The sequence below is a fragment of the Chenggangzhangella methanolivorans genome (genome assembly GCF_019797865.1).
GTDB lineage: Bacteria > Pseudomonadota > Alphaproteobacteria > Rhizobiales > Methylopilaceae > Methylopila > Methylopila methanolivorans.
Genome location: NZ_CP081869.1, coordinates 2,726,876 through 2,746,095 on the forward strand (window position 1 = coordinate 2,726,876; position 19,220 = coordinate 2,746,095).

The 19,220-nt window shown below is 69.4% G+C and carries 9 protein-coding genes and 2 pseudogenes; 6 read left to right on the plus strand and 5 right to left on the minus strand.

Going from position 1 to position 19,220, the window contains the following annotated elements:
- Positions 1 to 6: 6 nt before the first annotated feature.
- The 5 genes from ftsY to K6K41_RS14385 all read right to left on the minus strand — a co-directional run bounded on the left by ftsY (position 7) and on the right by K6K41_RS14385 (position 9,921).
- Positions 7 to 945 (minus strand): signal recognition particle-docking protein FtsY, encoded by a 939-nt coding sequence (gene ftsY / locus K6K41_RS14365; protein ID WP_315855198.1) that lies wholly within the window; start codon positions 943 to 945, stop codon positions 7 to 9.
- Positions 946 to 1,059: 114 nt separating this feature from the next.
- Positions 1,060 to 2,328, minus strand: coding sequence for a tRNA (N(6)-L-threonylcarbamoyladenosine(37)-C(2))-methylthiotransferase MtaB (mtaB, locus tag K6K41_RS14370; protein ID WP_261405587.1), 1,269 nt, complete (start codon positions 2,326 to 2,328; stop codon positions 1,060 to 1,062).
- 268 nt (positions 2,329 to 2,596) lie between these two features.
- Positions 2,597 to 7,420, minus strand: coding sequence for an NAD-glutamate dehydrogenase (locus K6K41_RS14375; protein ID WP_261405588.1), 4,824 nt, complete (start codon positions 7,418 to 7,420; stop codon positions 2,597 to 2,599).
- A gap of 56 nt (positions 7,421 to 7,476) precedes the next feature.
- The gene (gene gluQRS / locus K6K41_RS14380; protein ID WP_261405589.1) at positions 7,477 to 8,364 is read right to left on the minus strand and encodes a tRNA glutamyl-Q(34) synthetase GluQRS; all 888 of its coding nucleotides are present in this window, start codon (positions 8,362 to 8,364) and stop codon (positions 7,477 to 7,479) included.
- A gap of 153 nt (positions 8,365 to 8,517) precedes the next feature.
- Complete coding sequence (locus K6K41_RS14385) at positions 8,518 to 9,921, minus strand: glutamine synthetase family protein (RefSeq protein WP_261405590.1); 1,404 nt, start codon at positions 9,919 to 9,921, stop codon at positions 8,518 to 8,520.
- Between the two features lie 467 nt (positions 9,922 to 10,388).
- Between K6K41_RS14385 and K6K41_RS14390 the strand changes: the two are divergent.
- From K6K41_RS14390 to putA, 6 genes and pseudogenes are all read left to right on the plus strand, one after another.
- Positions 10,389 to 11,485, plus strand: a pseudogene (locus tag K6K41_RS14390) (polyamine ABC transporter substrate-binding protein).
- A gap of 162 nt (positions 11,486 to 11,647) precedes the next feature.
- Entirely contained in the window at positions 11,648 to 11,944 is a 297-nt protein-coding gene (locus tag K6K41_RS14395; protein ID WP_261405591.1) for a GIY-YIG nuclease family protein, read from the plus strand.
- Positions 11,945 to 12,010: 66 nt separating this feature from the next.
- Positions 12,011 to 13,180: an ABC transporter ATP-binding protein gene (locus tag K6K41_RS14400; RefSeq protein ID WP_261405592.1), complete on the plus strand. Its 1,170-nt coding sequence runs from the start codon at positions 12,011 to 12,013 to the stop codon at positions 13,178 to 13,180.
- A 190-nt stretch (positions 13,181 to 13,370) separates the two neighbouring features.
- Positions 13,371 to 14,301, plus strand: a pseudogene (locus K6K41_RS14405) (ABC transporter permease).
- The gene (locus K6K41_RS14410) at positions 14,298 to 15,119 is read left to right on the plus strand and encodes an ABC transporter permease (RefSeq protein ID WP_261405593.1); all 822 of its coding nucleotides are present in this window, start codon (positions 14,298 to 14,300) and stop codon (positions 15,117 to 15,119) included. Before K6K41_RS14405 ends, K6K41_RS14410 begins: the two are co-directional and overlap by 4 nt.
- A gap of 63 nt (positions 15,120 to 15,182) precedes the next feature.
- Positions 15,183 to 18,845: a bifunctional proline dehydrogenase/L-glutamate gamma-semialdehyde dehydrogenase PutA gene (gene putA / locus K6K41_RS14415; protein WP_261405594.1), complete on the plus strand. Its 3,663-nt coding sequence runs from the start codon at positions 15,183 to 15,185 to the stop codon at positions 18,843 to 18,845.
- Positions 18,846 to 19,220 lie beyond the last annotated feature (375 nt).

Genomic DNA, 19,220 nt, shown 5'->3' on the forward strand with positions numbered 1-19,220 from the left:
AGGCCGCTACTCCCTCGGCAATCCAACGATCGCCCGCGCGAAGGCGTCCGGGTCGAACGGCTCGAGGTCGTCGAGCCCCTCGCCGACGCCGATGAAGTGCACCGGCAGCTTGAAGCGCTCGGCCACCGCCACCAGAATGCCGCCGCGCGCGGTGCCGTCGAGCTTGGTCATCACGAGGCCGGTGATCCCCGCGACCTTGCCAAAGGCCTCCACCTGACCGATCGCGTTCTGGCCGGTGGTCGCGTCGAGCACCAGCACGCTGTCGTGCGGCGCCTCCGGGTCGAGCTTCTTCAGCACCCGCACGATCTTCTCGAGCTCGGCCATCAGCCCGGCCTTGTTCTGCAGCCGTCCGGCGGTGTCGACGATCAAGAGGTCGGCGTCCTCGGCCTTGGCCTTCTGCCAGGCCTCATAGACGAGCGCGGCGGCGTCGGCGCCGGTCTCCTTGGCGACGAAAATCGCGCCCGAACGCTGCGCCCAGACGCCAAGCTGCTCCACCGCCGCCGCGCGGAACGTGTCGCCCGCCGCGAGCACGATCTTGAGGCCGGCCGTCCGGAACGTCTCGGCGATCTTGCCGATCGTCGTGGTCTTGCCGGCGCCGTTGACCCCGACGACGAGCAGCACCGCGGGACGGGCGCTTTCCGGCGGATCGAACGGCCGCGCCACAGGCTCCAGCGCCTTGGCGACCTCCTGGGCCACGATCTGGCGGACGCTCTCGCCGTCGAGCGCCTTCGTGTGGCGCGCCCGGCCCACCGCCTCGACCACCCGCTCGGCCGTGGCGAGGCCGAGATCGGCCTGGATCAGCAGATCCTCGAGTTCGTCGAGCGTCGTGGCGTCGAACTTCTCCTTGGTGAAGAGCTCGGTGATGCCGCGTGTGAGCTGCGACGACGTCTTGGAGAGCCCGGCCTTGAGCCGCGCGAACCAGCCGGTTTCGGTCGTGTCGGTCATCGGACTTTCGAATTGGATCGGCCGACTGCTTGCTTCGAGACGCGGCCTCGCGGCCGCTCCTCAGCATGAGGAGCGGGGAAGAGTCCATATCCGTTTCGATCCCGGCGCCGCTCCTCATGATGAGCCCGCGACAGCGGGCGTCTCGAAGCACGCAGTTCCGGTCGTGAGCGCCCGCCCGTCATGGCCGGAGATCTCGACGTGGACAGTCGCGCCCTTCGGCGTGTCGACGGGCAGGCGCACATGCGTGAAGTCGGCGGCGCGGCCGACGCCGCGGCCTTCGGACAAGACCTCGAGCGTGCGGCCCACATGGGCGTCGAGATGGCGGGCGAGCAGCGCCTCGCCGGTCTCGCGCAGGCGCGCGGCCCGCTCCTTCACCACCTCGCCGCGGACCTGCGGCATGCGCGCGGCCGGCGTTCCGGGGCGGGCGGAGAACGGAAACACATGCGCGTAGGCGATCCCCGCCTCGTCGAGCAGCGCCCGGGTGTTCTCGAACATCGCCTCGGTCTCGGTCGGGAAGCCCGCGATCACGTCGGCCCCGAAGGCGACGTCCGGCCGGGCTCTTCGCGCAGCCTCGACGAATTGAAGGGCGTCGGCGCGCGAATGGCGGCGCTTCATGCGCTTCAGGATCATGTCGTCGCCGGATTGCAGCGAGAGATGCAGATGTGGCGCGAGCCGCTCCTCCTCCGCGAGCGTCCGCATCAGCGCGTCGTCGATTTCGACGGCGTCGAGAGAAGAAAGCCGCAGCCGCTTCAGCTCCGGGACCGCGCGCAGCACGTAAGCCACGAGATCGCCGAAGCGTGGGGCGCCGGGGAGATCCTGGCCCCATGAGGTGACGTCGACGCCCGTGAGCACGGCCTCCGCCGCGCCCTTCTCGACGACGCGGCGGATCTCGGCCACCACGATCTCCGCTGGCGTCGAGCGCGCCGCGCCGCGGCCGAAGGGAATGACGCAGAAGGTGCAGCGGTGGTCGCAGCCGGTCTGGACCTGCACGAAGGCCCGCGGCAGCAGCACGTCGGCCTCGGGCGGAGGCGGCGCGACGTCGCGGGCCTCGAACACGTCCGCCACAGCAAGAGGCGGCGCTTCTCTCGCCCACGTCTCCGGCCGCAGTTTCTCGGCGTTTCCGACGACGCGCGCCACCTCCGGCATGGCGGCGAAGCGCGCCGGCTCGATCTGCGCTGCGCATCCGGTGACGACGACCTCTGCGTCCGGCCGTTCACGCGCCGCGCGCCGCGCCGCCTGCCCGGCCTGCCGCACGGCTTCGGACGTCACCGCGCAAGAATTGACGATCGTGACGTCGCGGCCGGCCCGGCCGGCGAGCGCGCGCACGCTCTCGCCGTCTAGGGCGTTCAGCCGGCAGCCGAAGGAGATGACGTCTACGCTCAATGGGTCAGGTCGTTTCCAGTGGTTCGGCGGCAGCAACCGAGGGGCGACATGTCAGTCCCCCTCCCCCTTGTGGGGAGGGTTAGGGTGGGGGTGGCTCAGGATGGATCGTTGCAGATCAGCGTAGAGCTGCGTCACCCTTTGCGCCTCTTCCGGAGCCACCCCCACCCCCGACCCCTCCCCGCAAGGGGGAGGGGAGCAGGGAGGCGCGTTTCGCGTTCTCTTGGCCGAGGATATGACTCAGAGCGGTCCCGAAGACCACCGGCCCCCGTCAGGCCGTCTCCCTCGCCAGGTCCGCCAGCAGGCTCGCGGCGACCGAGAGGCGGGCGAGCGTGAGACCTGATCCCGCGATCTCCTGCACGGCGCGGCGCACCCTTGCGGCGTCGGGCGAGGCGTCCGCCCAGGCCGTCACCGCCTCCATGCCGGCCGCGCCCGGCGAGGCGGCGAGGGCCGCCACCGCCATGGCTCTGGCCGCGACGCCCACCTGGTCGAGCGCTCGATCCATCGCGATCCGGTCGTAATGGTCGGCCGCCGTCACCGACAGCGCCGCCTGAATCACCTTGCTGAGCTCGAAATGGTCGGCGACCGCGAACAGAGTTGCGGCCGCCTCGCCGATCGGGCGGCCGGTGCGCTCGCCGATCAGCACCGCGTCGCAGGCGCCCTCCATCGCGAGCAGCGCCGACATCTTGTAGGCGAGGCTTTCGGGCACGCCGTGCTTGGAAAACTCCTCGGCGCGCGCCGCTCGACGGGCCGCGACGTCCTCGCCGAGCGCCGCGTCGAGGCCCTCGCGGATCGCCGCGACGCCCGGACGGAAGCGCTCGACCGCGGCCGAGATCCCGGCCGAGAAGTCGAGGTTGCGCAGGAACCAGACGATCCGGTGGATGAGGAGATCACGCACGCCGGCGTAGAGCTCCAGCTGCAGCTTGCCCGGGATCTTCGTGTCGAGCGCGTCGATCTCCTCATTCAGCGCGTCGAACTCGAAGGCGTCGCGCGCGACCGCATAGGCGACCGCGATCCGGTCGGCGCTCGCGCCGGTCTGATCGGCGAGCCGCGTGACGAGGGCCGCGCCGCCGCGGTTGATCATGGCGTTGGCGAGCTTGGTCGCGACGATCTCGCGGCGAAGGCGATGGCCCTTGATCTCGCCCGCGAAGCGTTCGCGCATCAGCGTCGGGAAGTACGAGACGAGGTCGCGCTCCATGTAGGGATCGTCCGGCACGCCGCTTTCGAGCAGATCGTCGAACAGCGCGATCTTGGCCCAGGCGAGGATGACGGCGACCTCGGGCCGCGTCAGCGGATCGCCCGCGCGGGCGCGTTCGCCGAGCGTTGCGTCGTCTGGGAGCGTCTCGACGCCTCGGTCGAGCAGGCCGCGGCCTTCGAGCGTCTGCATCAGGCGCGACTGGAACCCCGCCTCCTCGACGCCGCCGCCGGTGGAGAGCGACAGCGCGAGCGTCTGGTCGTAGTTGTTGGCGAGCACCAATTCGGCGACCTCGTCGGTCATCGCGGCGAGGATCTCGTTGCGCTCCTCGAGCGCAAGCGCGCCGTCGCGAAGCGGGCCTGAGAACGCGATCTTGATGTTCACCTCGACGTCGGAGGTGTTCACGCCCGCCGAGTTGTCGATCGCGTCGGTGTTGAGCTTGACCCCGTGGCGCCCGGCCTCGATGCGTCCCTTCTGGGTCGCGCCGAGATTGGCGCCCTCGCCGATCACCTTCACGCGCAGCTCCGTCGCCGTGACGCGGATCGCGTCGTTCGAGCGGTCGCCGGCCTGCTCGTCGCTCTCGGTCGTCGCGCGGATGTAGGTGCCGATGCCGCCGAACCAGAGCAGGTCGGCCGGGCTCTTCAGGATCGCGCGCATCACCTCCTGCGGGGTGGCGGACGACTTCTCGAATCCGAGCGCCGCGCGGATCTCGGGCGAGAGCGGAATGGTCTTCAGCTGGCGCGAGAACACGCCGCCGCCGGCCGAGATCTTGGACTTGTCATAGTCGCCCCAGCTCGACCGGCCGAGCGCGAACACGCGCGCGCGCTCCTCGAACGAGGACGCCGGATCCGGGTTCGGATCGAGGAAGATGTCGCGGTGGTCGAAGGCCGCCACCAGCTTGATGGCGGGCGAGAGCAGCATGCCGTTGCCGAACACGTCGCCCGACATGTCGCCGACGCCCACCACCGTGAAGGGCGTGGTCTGGATGTCGACGTCCATCTCGCGGAAATGGCGCTTCACCGCCTCCCAGGCGCCGCGGGCGGTGATGCCCATGCCCTTGTGGTCGTAGCCCGCCGATCCGCCGGACGCGAAGGCGTCGCCGAGCCAGAAGTTGCGGCCTTCCGAGATCGCGTTGGCGGTGTCGGAGAAGGTCGCGGTGCCCTTGTCGGCGGCCACGACGAGATAGGGATCGTCCGGGTCGTGCCGCACCACCTCGAGCGGCGGGACGACGGCGTCGCGCTTCAGGTCGTCGGTGACGTCGAGCAGCGCGTTGATGAAGATCTTGTAGGCCTCCGTGCCTTCCGCGAACCAAGCCTCGCGGGGCCCGGCCGGAAGATGTTTCGGCACGAAGCCGCCCTTCGAGCCCACGGGAACGATGACCGCGTTCTTGACCTGCTGGGCCTTCACGAGGCCGAGAACCTCGGTGCGGAAGTCCTGCGGGCGATCGGACCAGCGCAGGCCGCCGCGCGCCACCTTGCCGAAGCGCAGATGGACGCCCTCGACGCGCGGCGAATAGACGAAGATCTCGTAGAGCGGCTTGGGCGCGGGCAGTCCTTCGACCTTCCGGCTCTCCAGCTTGAACGCGAAGGTCTGCTTCACGCGGCCGTCGCGGCTGGTCTGGAAGAAGTTGGTGCGGATCGTGGAGCGCACGAGATTCATGAAGCGGCGGACGATCGTGTCCTCGTCGAGGCTGTCGACGGCCTGGAGGCCCTCTTCGATCTCGGCCGCGACGCCGGCTTCCGACTCCACCCTCGCCGCCTCTTCGCGCGGGTCGAAACGGGCGTAGAACAGCTCCACGAGCTTGGCCGCGAGGCCCGCATGGCGGGTCAGCGTCGCCCACATGTAGTCCTGGTCATACGGAACCCGCGCCTGGCGCAGGTAGCGCGAGAGCGCGCGCACCAGCGCGATGTCACGCCAGCCGAGCCCGGCCTCGAGCGCGAGCGCGTTGTAGCCGTCGCTTTCCGCCTCGCTGTTCAGCACCGCGATCAGAAGCGACTCCAGCCGATCATCGAGATCCTTGGTGAGTTCGACCTTGGCGCCGCTCGCGCGCTCGAGCGTCATGTCGTGGATGAAGACGCGGCTGTCATGGGCGGCGCCCGCCCGGTCGACCCGGTAGGTGCGCTCGTCGATGACCCGGAAGCCCATGTTCTCCAGCATCGGCACGCGCCGCGACAGCGCGATCGGCGCGCCGTGGGAGAAGACCTTCAGGCGCAGCTCCGCCTCGTCGGGTCGGTCGTAGAAGTCGATTCCAAAGGCGCGGGAGCCGCTGAGGCGCTCGATATGACCGATGTCGATCACGGCGTCGGCCGCGCTCATGCGCGCCTCATAGGCCCGGCCGAAGGCCTGGCCGTAGAGGCCTGCGAGCCCGCGCGCCTTGCCGCCCGAGCGGCTCTCGGCGAGGGCGAGCCTCAGCTGGTCGGCCCAGCTCCGCACCAACGCGCCGAGCTCGACGTCGAGCGCATCCGGATCGACCGGATCCTTCTCGCCGGCGTCGAAGCCGAGCACGAAATGGACGCGCGCCAGAGGGCCTTCGGGAAAGCTCGGATAATAGGCCGAGACATGGCCGCCGAAACGATGCGCCAGATGCTCGCCGATGCGCGAGCGCACGGCTGAATCGTACCGCTCGCGCGGCACGTAGACGAGCGCCGACATGAAGCGGCCGAAGCGGTCGGCGCGGGTGAGCGCCTTGACCCGCGGTCGTTCGTAGAGCGCCAGAATCTCCATCACCGTGTCGAACAGCGTGTCGGCGTCGATCTGGAACAGCTCGTCGCGCGGATGGGTCTCGAGCACCGTCGCGAGCGCCTTGCCCGAATGGCTCTTCGGATCGAAGCCCGCGCGCTCGGTGACGAGCGCCGCCTTGCGGCGAATGAGCGGGGTCGAGCGCACCGGCCGCGTGAAGGCCGCGGCGGTGAACATTCCGACGATGCGCAGCTCGCCGACGAGCCGCCCCTCGCCGTCGAAGCGCTTCACGCCGACATAGTCCATGTAGAGACGCCGAAACACCTTCGACTTCACGCTCGCCTTGGTGACGATCAGCGGCTGCTTCTCGTGAAGGAAGGCGCGGATCTCTGGCGTGATGATCACCATCTCGGTCCCGCGCCGAAGCACGCGGGCGGAGGGGTCGCGCAGCGCCCCGAGACCGGTGTCGGAGATCTGCTCCAGCCAGTCGTCGTCGCCTTCGCCCTTCAGGGCGTAGTCGCGCGCGCCGAGGAAGATGAAGTCGCCGTCGGTCAGCCATTCGAGGAACTGAACCGCCTCGGCGATCTCCTCGACGGCGAGCGGCGGGGGATTGTCCTTGAAGGAGACGACCGCGTCGCGAACCGCCGCCACCATGCCCGGGAGATCCTCGGCGGCGCGACGAACCTCGGTGAGAACCTCGTCGAGGCCCGTGACCAGCGCGGCCCGTTCCTCGGCGCTGTCGAGCCTGTCGATGTGGAGATGGATGAGGCTCTCGCGCGGGCCGGCGTCGAAGCCGGCGCGGTCGGCGTCGCCGTCGAACCGGGAGAGCCGCCCTTCCGCGTCGCGCGCAACGCTCAGGATCGGATGCGCGACAAGGCGGACCGACAGGCCGCGCTCGCCGAGCTCGGCCAGAACGCTGTCGAGCAGATAGGCCATGTCGTCATTGACGATCTCGAGCACGGTGACGTCGCCGGCGCCGCCGAAATCATGGTCGGACAGGCGGATGTCGTGCGCGCCCGGCGCGCGGGCCCCCGAGAGATGCGTCCAGGCGCCCTGCGCGAGCGCGGCGAGGCCTGCGGGCGCAAACGGCGCGAGATCGGCCATCGCGGTGCGGCCGAACAGATCCTCGACGAAGTCCTCGGGCGGGCCGTCGGCCACGCTTCCCGCGCGCCGCGCGGTTTCCTGGATGAGGGTGGCGCGCGCGCTTTCGGCGTCGGACATCGTCTTATCCTCCCCTTTGGACGCCTATGGACGACGTCTCGGGTACGGAAATCGCCCTATGCCGACGATTTCAAGACATCCACCCGCAAAAGCGCGTCGACGGCCGCGATGACGTCGTCTTTCGACCAGCCGTCGGCCCGGAGCTCGCGCAACGACTTAGAGCCGCGCGACTTCGCTAATTTGGCGCCGTCGGCGTCGGACACGAGGCGGTGATGGCGATAGCTCGGTTCGGGCAGCCCGATCAGGCGCTGCAGCAACCGATGAACGGCGGTCGCGTAAAACATGTCCTGCCCGCGCACCACATGCGTGACGCCCTGGAGGGCGTCGTCGACAACGACCGCGAGATGGTAGCTGGTCGGCGTCTCCTTGCGCGCGAGGATGACGTCGCCCCAGCGCGAGGGATCGGCGACGACGGGGCCGGTCTCGCCTGCCGGGCCGCAGCCGGACTCCCGCCAGGTCAGGGTTTCGCCGCCAAGCGCGACGAGGGCTTTCGCCATGTCGAGACGGATCGCCTTCCGCGTTTCGTCGGGGCTGGGCTCGGCGCCCGGGATCGGAAGGCGCGGGGTGCCGTCAGGGTCGCGCGGCCATGGAGCGCCGGTCTCGCGTTCGATCCGGGCGAGCGCGGCCGCGATGTCGGCCCGGGTGAGCCGGCACGGATAGACGAGGCCCGCGGCGGCGAGCCGGTCCAGCGCCGCGCGATGGTCGTCGAGATGCTCGGACTGGCGGCGGATTTCGCCGTCCCAGCGGAGGCCGAGCCAGTCGAGATCCTCGCAGATCGCCGCGACGTGCTCCGGACGGGAACGCTGCGGGTCGATGTCCTCGATGCGCAGCAGCACCGTTCCGCCGACCTTCTCCGCCTCGCGCCAGACGCAGAGCGCTGAAAGGGCGTGGCCGAGATGGAGATGGCCTGTCGGGGAGGGGGCGAAGCGGAAGATGGGGGGCATGGATGAAGATGGACGTGCGTGCTTCGAGACGGCCCTCCGGGCCTCCTCAGCATGAGGGCCGTTGTGGAGTCCAAGAACCGCAAACATTCCTCATGCTGAGGAGCGCGCCCAGAAGGCGCGCGTCTCGAAGCACGCAGTCCCGTTCCGACCGCCTCACACGTTCAGCAGCAGGTACTCTCGTTCCCACGGGCTGATCACGCGCATGAAGGTCTCGAACTCCGCCCGCTTGATCGCGCCATAGGTCGCGGTGAAGGTGCGGCCGAAGACGTCCTGCAGCGGCTCGCAATTCTCGAAGGCGGAGACCGCCTCGAGGAGGCCGCGCGGCAGGTCGTAATCGAGACCGTGCGCCGAACCGTCGATCGGCTCGGTGGGGGTGAGCCCCTCGACCATCCCGAGATAGCCGCAGGCCAGCGACGCCGCGATCGCGAGATAGGGGTTGGCGTCGGAGGACGGCACCCGGTTCTCCACGCGACGCGCCTCCGCGCCCGAGGGCGGCACGCGGATGCCGGTGGTGCGGTTGTCGTAGCCCCACTGGACGTTGATCGGGGCCGAGGACTGGCGCGTCAGCCGCCGGTAGGAGTTCACGTAAGGCGCGAGCACGCACATCACGGCCGGCAGGTACTTCTGGGTGCCGGCGAGGAAGGCGAAGAACTCGCTGGTGGGCTTGCCGTTCGGATCGGAGAAAATGTTGTCGCCAGTCTTGGCGTTCCTCACCGACTGGTGGATGTGCATGGCCGAGCCGGGCTGGTTCGCGATCGGCTTGGCCATGAAGGTCGCGTACATCTTGTGCTTGAGCGCGGCCTCGCGGATCGTCCGCTTGAACAGGAACACCTGGTCGGCGAGCTCGAGCGGGGCGCCGTGACGGAGGTTGATCTCCATCTGGGCCGCGCCCTCCTCGTGAATCAGCGTGTCGATCTCGAGCCCCTGGGCTTCGGAGAACGAGTAGATGTCCTCGAACAGCTCGTCGAACTCGTTCACGGCCGAGATCGAGTAGGACTGGCGGCCGGTCTCGGGGCGCCCGGAGCGGCCGATCGGGGGCTCGAGCGGGTAGTCCGGATCGGTGTTCGGCTTCACCAGATAGAACTCGATCTCCGGCGCGATGATCGGCGACCAGCCCTTGTGGCCGTAGAGGTCGATGACGCGCTTCAGCAGCGAGCGCGGGCTCACCTCCACCGGGCGGCCGTCGCGGTGATAGGCGTCATGGATGATCTGCGCCGTCGGGTCGTTGGCCCAGGGCACGGTCGAGAGCGTCGACCAGTCGGGCTCGAGCACGACGTCGGCGTCGGTCGGATCGCCGCCGCCCGGCTCGTCCTCGTCGGCGTAGCCGCCCGAGATCGTCTGGTGGAAGATCGACGACGGCAGGTTCATGGTCGGCGACTGGAAGAACTTCTGCGCCGGCATGATCTTGCCGCGCGCGACGCCCGCCTGGTCGGGGATCAGGCACTCGAGCTCTTCGATGCCGCGCTCGTCGACCCATTCGCGCGCCGCCTCGACGTCGGTCGCGCCGCGTCGATCGGCGATCGCGTCGCGCAGGCCGGCCCGCTTTTTCTTGCTCATGTCTTCCGCTCGATGTCGTCGTCGCGCCGCCCTCGGCCGGGCGTCGCCGGCGTTCTGGCGGCCGACCCGAGCCGGCTTCGTCGCGATCGGCCGGCCGCGCGTCGAAACGCGGGCGAGGCTCGCTGAGGGCGCTCCCGGATCGGGTCAGGGAGAGTTCTGGCGAAAGCGGCCCCCCGGACGGAAGGAGAATTCCGCCGGCGCGGCCTGTGCGGCCGCGCCATAAGCCTGCCCGAGCCGGAGGGGCAAATCAATCGGGGCCGCCCGGCGAGCTTTGGCCGCAGGCGGCGGCCTGGCGATGAAGCGGTAATCCGATGCAGCCGGCCCAGACGCCCGCCGCGGGGCGCCCGCCCGCTGGGCTTGCGGCGCCGCGGGAATGAGCTTGCCGCGCTGTTGTGCGTTTCAAATGCGGACGTTAGCCTCTGGCCGTCCGCCCTCGCGCCGGGTCGGGGGCGTGAGGGATTTCGCGCATGACGAAGAACGGTTTCCTGAGCGCCTGCGTCGCGGCGGTCGGCCTTGTCCTCGGAACGGCGGCGGCCGGGGCAAAGGAGGTCCGGGTCTACAACTGGTCGGACTATATCGACGACCAGATCCTCAAGGACTTCGAGGCCGAGACCGGCATCAAGGTCGTGTACGACGTCTTCGACAGCAACGAGATCCTCGAGACCAAGCTTCTCACCGGCAAGACCGGCTATGACGTGGTGGTGCCCTCCGCCACCTTCCTGTCGCGCCAGATCAAGGCCGGCGTGTTCCAAAAGCTCGACAAGTCGAAGCTGCCGAACCTGTCGAACGCCTGGCCCGAGATCTACCAGCGGATCGCCAAATACGATCCCGACAACGCCTATTCGATCAACTACATGTGGGGCACGACCGGCATCGGCTACAATGTCGACAAGGTCAAGAAGGCGTTCCCGGACGCGCCGCTCGACTCTTGGGCGCTGGTCTATGACCCGGAGAACCTGAAGAAGCTCAAGGGCTGCGGCGTGATGTTCCTCGACAGCCCCGAGGACCTGATGCCGTCGGTGCTGAACTATCTCGGCATGTCGCCCGACTGGTCGAACGTGAAGAACGTCGAGAAGGCCGCCGAGCATCTCGCCAAGCTCAAGCCCTACGTCACCAAGTTCCATTCGTCGGAATACATCAACGCGCTCGCCAACGGGAAATCTGCGTGACCGTCGGCTATTCGGGCGACATCTTCCAGGCCAAGACCCGCGCGACGGAAGCCGGCAAGGGCGTCAACGTCGAATATTCGCTCCCGAAGGAGGGCGCGCAGCTCTGGTTCGACGAGATGGCGATCCCGGCCGACGCCCCGCACCCGGAAGAGGCGCACATCTTCCTGAACTACATGCTGAAGCCGGAAGTGGCGGCCAAGGCCTCGAACTTCGTGTCCTACGCCAACGGCAACCTGAAGTCCCAGGAGTTCCTGGACGCCTCGGTGAAGGACAACACCTCGATCTACCCGACGGCCGAGGTGCTCGGGAAGCTCTACACCGTGCCGGCGATCGAGGATCCGAAGGTGCAGCGCTCGCTGACCCGCGCCTGGACCAAGGCCAAGAGCGGGCGGTGACTGGCTAGGGCGTCGAACGGCGCCGGATCTGAAAGGCGTCATCCCGGCCGAGCGCAGCGAGAGCCGGGATCGCTCTCAGGGGAGGGCGCTCTACTCGGAACACGATCCCGGTTCGACGGCTTGCGCCGTCGTCCGGGATGACGGTGGTGGGGGTAAGGCGACGTGGAAAAGCGCTTCTTCGTCTACATCCTCGCGACCCGGAAAGACGGTCCCCTCTATGTCGGCGTAACGAGCGACCTTCCCGGCCGCATCGCGCAGCACAAGGCGAAGGTCGTCCGCGGCTTCACCGAGAAATTCAATGTGGACCGGCTGGTGTGGTTCGAGGCTCATGAGGGAGCCGAAGCCGCAATCGTCCGCGAGAAGCAGATCAAGCGGTGGCGGCGAGACTGGAAGACGGAACTGATCGAAACGAGCAATCCTGACTGGCGCGACCTCTACGACGAAATGGCCTCGTTCTGAAGGCGATCCCGGCTCTCCGCTTCGCTGCGGCCGGGATGACGTTTCCCTCCTTCTCGCGGATCCCAAATGGCGCCCAAAACCGGCTCTCAAAAAGCCCTCGGCCCGATCCGGCGCTCCTTCGCGCCGTGGCTTGATCCGAGTTCGGTCCCGCTCATCCGCTTCGAGAACGTCGTCAAGAAATTCGGGGCCTTCACGGCCGTCGACGACGTCTCGCTCGACATTCACACCCGCGAGTTCTTCTCGCTGCTCGGACCGTCCGGCTGCGGCAAGACCACGCTGATGCGCATGCTCGCGGGCTTCGAGCAGCCGACCGCGGGCCGCATCACGCTCGGCGGCGAGGATCTCGCGGGGATCCCGCCGTACAAGCGGCCGGTCAACATGATGTTCCAGTCCTACGCGCTGTTCCCGCACATGACGGTCGCGCAGAACATCGCCTTCGGGCCCAAGCAGGACGGCACGCCGAAGGCCGAGATCGCGTCTCGCGTCGAGGAGATGCTGGAGCTCGTCAAGCTCACCCCCTTCGCGTCGCGCAAGCCGCACCAGCTCTCCGGCGGACAGCGCCAGCGCGTCGCGCTCGCCCGCTCGCTCGCCAAACGCCCCAAGGTGCTGCTGCTCGACGAGCCGCTCGGCGCGCTCGACAAGAAGCTGCGCGAGGAGACGCAGTTCGAGCTCATGGACCTGCAGATGGAGCTCGGCCTCACCTTCCTGATCGTGACCCACGACCAGGAGGAAGCCATGACGGTGTCGGACCGCATCGCCGTGATGAACCACGGCAAGCTGGTCCAGGTCGCGACGCCCGGCGACATCTACGAGCAGCCGAACTCGGCCTACGTCGCCGACTTCATCGGCAACATCAACATCTTCGACGGCGTCGTCGAGAGCGCCGCCGTCGGCGAGACCCGCATCAAGGGCGAGGATCCGGGCGGCGACTTCCTCGCCGCAAGCGAGACGTCAGCCGCCGCCGGCGCCAAGGTGAAGCTCGCGGTCCGGCCGGAGAAGATGCGCATCTCGATCGAGCCGCCGCCGGAAGACGCGAAGAACGTCCTCAAGGGCGAGGTCTGGGACCTGGCTTACATGGGCGACTGGACCGTGGTGTTGGTGAAGATCGACGGCTCGGAAAAGGTGGTGCGCGTCAGCCGCGCCAACATGACCCGCACCGAAGCCAAGCCCATCGCCTGGGACGACCGCGTCCATGTCTGGTTCGCGCCGGACGCCGGCGTCGTGCTGACCTCGTGAGGCGGGCGATGCAGAGCGCTCCCACTTCCGTCCCCCTCTCCCGCTCGCGGGAGAGGGTAAGGGTGAGGGGGCGTCACGATGATCTCGCGCGACCCACATCGGTTCGTCAGCCGTCGGAAAGCGCAGCGCCGCTCACCCTCACCCCGACCCTCTCCCGCTTGCGGGAGAGGGGGCAGAAAGCGGCCCGTCCATGACCGCCCCCGCCCTCCCCAAACGCGTCGGATCGAGTCAGCTGAAGCGCTGGTTCGTGATCGCGATCCCGTATCTGTGGCTCGCCTTCTTCTTCCGCGCCGTTCTTCATCGTCCTGAAGATTTCGCTGTCCGACACCACGATCGCGCAGCCGCCCTACGAGCCGCTGCTCGACCTCGCCAACGGCTGGCAGGGCGTGAAGGACTGGTGGGCCGGGCTCGACTTCGAAAATTACGGCCTGCTGTTCGACGACGAGCTCTACTGGCGCTCCTATCTCTCGAGCCTCGAGATCGCAGGCGTCTCGACCCTCATCGCGCTCGCGATCGCCTACCCGATGGCCTACGCCATGGCGCGGGCGCCCAAGACGCTCAGGCCCACGCTGCTGATGCTCGTCATCCTGCCGTTCTGGACGTCGCTGCTGATCCGCGTCTACGCCTGGATCGGCATCCTCAATCCGGAAGGGCTGATGAACCAGTTCCTGCTGTGGACCGGGATCATCTCCGAGCCGATCTACATCATGAACACCGAGACGGCGGTCTATATCGGCATCGTCTACTCGTACCTGCCGTTCATGATCCTGCCGCTCTATTCGAGCCTCGAAAAGCTCGACGACACGCTGCTGGAGGCGGCGAGCGACCTCGGATCGCCGCCCTGGAAATCCTTCTGGCAGATCACCGTGCCGCTCTCGCTGCCGGGCGTGATCGCGGGCTGCTTCCTCGTCTTCATCCCGGCGGTCGGCGAGTTCGTGATCCCGGATCTGCTGGGCGGGTCCGAGACGCTGATGATCGGCAAGACGCTCTACAACGAGTTCTTCCTGAACCGCGACTGGCCGGTCTCCTCCGCGCTCGCGGTGCTGCTGCTGCTCGTGCTCGTCGTGCCGATCGCGGTCTACAACAACGTCCAGGCCAAAGAGCTGGGGAGCGCGAAGTGACCCGGGGCCTTTCCTCCGTCAACATCGCGGCGCTGACGTTCGGCTTCGCGTTCCTCTACCTGCCGATCCTGCTGCTGGTGATCTACTCGTTCAACGACAGCCAGCTGGTGACCGTTTGGGGCGGGTTCTCGACGCGCTGGTACGTATCGCTCTGGCACAACGAGCAGTTGCTCGAAGCCGCCTGGGTGACGGTGCGGGTCGGGGTCATTTCCGCGACGCTCGCCACCGTGCTCGGCACGCTGGCCGCCGTGACGCTGGTGCGCATGGGGCGGTTCCGCGGCCGCACGCTGTTCTCCGGCATGGTCTACGCGCCGCTTGTGATGCCCGAGGTCATCACCGGCCTCTCGATGCTGCTGCTGTTCGTCGCCATCGGGCTCGATCGCGGCTTCATGACGCTGACGATCGCCCACGTCACCTTCTCGATGTGCTTCGTGGCCGTCGTGGTGCAGTCGCGGCTGATCTCGTTCGACCGCAGCCTCGAGGAAGCCGCGCTCGACCTCGGCTGCCCGCCCTTCAAGGCGTTCTTCGTGGTGACTTTGCCCATCATCCTGCCGGCGATCGTGTCGGGCTGGATGCTCGCCTTCACGCTCTCGATCGACGACCTCGTGATCTCGCAGTTCACCACGGGCCCGGGTGCGACCACGCTGCCGATGCGGATCTATTCGTCGGTCCGGCTCGGCGTGAAGCCCGAGATCAACGCGGTCTGCACCATCCTGATCGCGATCGTGACCACGGGCGTCATCATCGCGTCGATCGCGACCAAGCGCGCGGAGGCCGAGAGGCAGAGAGCCGAGCGCGAGGCCGCGGCGGGGCGCTGAGGCGCGGGCATGACGGTGGAGATGGTCGCGCCTCAAGTGAGTCCGCCCTAGTTCCAGATCGCGATGACCCGCGATCCGACGCCCTTCGCAAACCTCGCAGCCGCCGTCCCCGAGCGGTCGGCGCTTCGCCGCGCGATCACGGCGGCGACGCGCCGGGCGGAGCTAGACTGCCTCGCGCCGCTGCTCCCGCTCGCTGAACCGACATCCGAGGAAGCGGCCGCCACCCGCTCGCTCGCCACAAAACTCGTCGAGGGCCTTCGCCGCCGCGGTTCATCCAGCGGCGTCGAGGCGCTCATGCGGGAATACGCGCTGTCGAGCGAGGAGGGCGTCGCGCTGATGTGCCTCGCGGAGGCGCTGCTGCGGACGCCCGACGACGCCACCCGCGACGCGCTCATCCGCGACAAGATCCTCGCGAAAGACTGGCGCGGGCATCTCGGACACAGCCCCTCGCTGTTCGTGAACGCCGCCACCTGGGGGCTGCTGATCACGGGCCGCCTGGTCGCGACCCACAGCGAGACTGGCCTTGCGGCGACGCTCGGAAAGCTGATCGCGCTGAGCGGCGAGCCGGTGGTGCGCGCGGGCGTGGAGCTCGCGATGCGGCTGCTGGGACGGCAATTCGTGGCCGGACGGACGATCGAGGAGGCGCTCGAAAACGCCCGCGACGTCGAGGCGAGAGGCTTCCGCCATTCCTACGACATGCTGGGCGAAGCCGCGACGACGGCCGAGGACGCGGCCCGCTACATGGCGTCCTACGAGCATGCGATCCACGCGATCGGCGCGGCGGCGGAGGGTCGCGGGCCGGTCGAGGGGCCGGGCGTCTCGATCAAGCTCTCGGCGCTCCACCCGCGTTATTCGCGGCGGAAACGCGAGAGGGTCATGGCGGAGCTGTTGCCGCGGGCCGCGCGGCTGGCGGCGCTCGCGAGGTCCTATGACATCGGGCTCAACGTCGACGCCGAAGAGGCCGACCGGCTGGAGATCTCGCTCGACCTGTTCGAAGCGCTGGCCTTCGATCCGGACCTCGCCGGCTGGAACGGGCTCGGCTTCGTGGTCCAGGCCTACGGCAAGCGCTGCCCGGACGTCATCGACTGGCTGGTCGATCTCGCCCGCCGCTCGGGCCGGCGGCTGATGATCCGGCTCGTGAAAGGCGCCTACTGGGACAGCGAGATCAAGCGCGCGCAGGTCGAGGGCTTCTCGGACTTTCCCGTCTTCACCCGCAAGGCTCATTCCGACGTCTGCTACCTCGCCTGCGCCAGAAAACTGCTGTCGGCCGGCGATCTCGTGTTCCCGCAATTCGCGACCCACAACGCCCACACGGTGGCGGCGGCGGCGGCGATGGGGGCGGAGGCGGGCGGAGACGCGTTCGAGTTCCAGTGCCTCCACGGCATGGGCGAGCCGCTCTATGACATCGCGGCCGCGGAAGGGCTCGGGCGGCCCTGCCGCATCTACGCCCCGGTCGGAAGCCACGATACGCTGCTCGCCTATCTGGTGCGGCGGCTCCTCGAGAACGGCGCCAACGCCTCCTTCGTGAACCGCGTGGCGGACGAGGAGACGAGCGCCGAGGAGCTCATCGCCGATCCCGTCGCGATCGCGCAATGCCGACAGCCTCTTGGGGCTGCGAGCGCAAAAATCCGCCGGCCGCCCGATCTCTACGCGCCTGCGCGCAGGAACGCGCTCGGCCTCGACCTCGACGACGAGAACCAGCTCCGCGCGCTCGCTCGCGCCTGCCGCGACGGCGCCCGGACGGCCTGGCGCGCAGGCCCCTCGGGGGCGGATGAGGCGGCCGAATTGACCTCCGTCCGCAACCCCGCCGACCGGCGCGACGTCGTCGGCGCGGTCCGGTGGTCGGGCCCCGCCGACGTCGAGGCGGCGCTTTCCCGCGTGGCGGCCGGCGCGGCGGATTGGGCGGCGGAGCCCGCCGCCCGCCGCGCCGCGCGACTGCGCCGCGCCGCCGACGCGCTCGCCCAAGAGAAAGAGGCGCTTGTCGGCCTCATGGCGCGCGAGGCGGGCAAGACGCTCGCAAGCGCCGGCGCGGAGGTTCGCGAGGCGGAGGATTTCCTGCGCTATTACGCCGGCGAGGCCGAGCGGCTCGAAGCGGCGGGAGCGGCCCGGCCGCTCGGCGTCGTGGCCGCGATCAGCCCCTGGAACTTTCCGCTCGCAATTTTCGTCGGGCAGGTCGCCGCGGCGCTCGCGGCGGGCAATGCCGTCGTCGCCAAGCCCGCGGAGGAGACCCCGCTCGCCGCCGCGCAGGCGGTGCGGCTGCTCCACGGCGCCGGCGTCCCGGCGGACGCTCTCCAGCTCCTGCCCGGCGACGGCGCGGTGGGGGCCGCGCTCGTCGCGGACCCGCGGGTCGAGGGCGTCGCCTTCACCGGATCGCTCGAGGCGGCGCGGGCGATCGAGAACACGCTCAGCCGGCGCCTGACGCGCGAGGGTCGCCCGGTCCCCTTCGTCGCCGAGACCGGCGGGCGCAACGTCATGATCGCGGACTCCTCGGCGCTCGCCGAGCAGGTCGTGCTCGACGCGGTCGCCTCGGCGTTCGACAGCGCCGGGCAGCGCTGCTCGGCGCTCAGGATCCTCAGCCTGCAGGACGACGTCGCCGACTGCATCCTCGCCATGCTGAAGGGCGCGACGCGCGAGCTCGAGGTCGGCCCGCCCGACCGGCTCTCGAGCGACGTCGGGCCGCTGATCTCCGACGAGGCGAAGGCGCGGGTCGAGCGCCATCTCGTCGAGATGCGCGCCCGGGGATTTCGCGTGACGCAGGCCCCGCTTCCGGAAAGCTGCGCCCGTGGAAGCTTCCTCGCGCCCGCGATCGTCGAGATCGGAGCCATATCGGACGTCGCCGAGGAGGTGTTCGGCCCCGTGCTCCATGTCGCGCGCCATCGCGCCGACGACCTCGACCGCGTGATCGAGGAGGCGAACGCGAGCGGCCACGCGCTGACCTTCGGGATCGAGACCCGCATCGACGAGACCGTGGCGCGGGCCGTTCGCCGGGTCAGGGCCGGCAACCTCTACGTCAACCGCAACATCGTCGGCGCGGTGGTGGGCGTTCAGCCCTTCGGCGGCTCGCGGCTGTCCGGCACCGGGCCGAAGGCCGGCGGGCCGCTCGCGGTCGGCAGGTTCACGGCCGGTCGCGGCGCGGGCTGCGGGGTCGCGGGCTCGGCCGAGGCGCTCGCCCCGTCGCGCGCCTACGCCGACTGGCTGCAGCAAGAGGGGTTCGCCGCCGCGGCCGAAGCCTGCCGCCCGATGGCGCTCGCCTCGCCGCTCGGCGGATCGGTCAAGCTTCCCGGGCCGGTCGGCGAGCGCAACGTCTATTCGCTGGAGGCCAAGGGCCGGATCGCGGCCGTGACCGAGACCGAACGCGGCGCGGCCGTGGCGCTCGGCGCGATCCTCGCGACCGGCTCGGTCGCCGTGCTGGAGGAGACAAGCCCCGTGGCGGCGCTCGCCGCGCGCCTGCCCGCGCCGCTTCGGACCCGGACCGAGACTGTTTCGGACTGGCGCGAGGCCCACGATCTCGGCGCGCTCATCTTCGAGGGCGGGCGGGAGGCGCTGCTGGCGGTTCTGGCCGACGCCGCCCGGCGGCCCGGCGCGATCGTCACGGTCCATGCGCTGACGCCGCAGGAGATCGCTTCCGGCGCCGCCTGGGACGTCGACCGACTGGTCGAGGAGCGGACGGTCTCGATCAACACGGCGGCGGCCGGCGGCGACGCGACGCTGCTCTCGGCGGGATAAGGCGCGCCTGCGGCCTGACCGCCCGCGACGTCGGCCGCTCCTTCTCCCGTTCACGGGAGAAGGTGAGGATGAGGGGACATGGCGCTGCGGGGGCCAGACCGGGAACCCGACCGCGCGGACGAGCTTGGTTCTGACGCCCCGGCGCGAGCGCCCTCACCCTCTCCCGCAAGCGGGAGAGGGAAGCGGCCGGCCGCGACGCTGCTGTCGGCGGGTGAAAGCGCGTCGGCGGGATGAGAGCGCGCCTGCGGCCTGACCGCCCGCGACGTCGGCCGCTCCTTCTCCCGTTCACGGGAGAAGGTGAGGATGAGGGGACATGGCGCTGCGGGGGCCAGACCGGGAACCGACCGCGCGGACGAGCTTGGTTCTGACGCCCCG

Coding starts and splice junctions, on each gene's coding strand:
- ftsY (WP_315855198.1), bottom strand. CDS start 945: ATGACCGACACGACCGAAACCGGCTGGTTCGCGCGGCTCAAGGCCGGG.
- K6K41_RS14375 (WP_261405588.1), bottom strand. CDS start 7,420: ATGTCCGACGCCGAAAGCGCGCGCGCCACCCTCATCCAGGAAACCGCG.
- gluQRS (WP_261405589.1), bottom strand. CDS start 8,364: ATGCCCCCCATCTTCCGCTTCGCCCCCTCCCCGACAGGCCATCTCCAT.
- K6K41_RS14385 (WP_261405590.1), bottom strand. CDS start 9,921: ATGAGCAAGAAAAAGCGGGCCGGCCTGCGCGACGCGATCGCCGATCGA.
- K6K41_RS14400 (WP_261405592.1), top strand. CDS start 12,011: ATGGCGCCCAAAACCGGCTCTCAAAAAGCCCTCGGCCCGATCCGGCGC.
- putA (WP_261405594.1), top strand. CDS start 15,183: ATGACCCGCGATCCGACGCCCTTCGCAAACCTCGCAGCCGCCGTCCCC.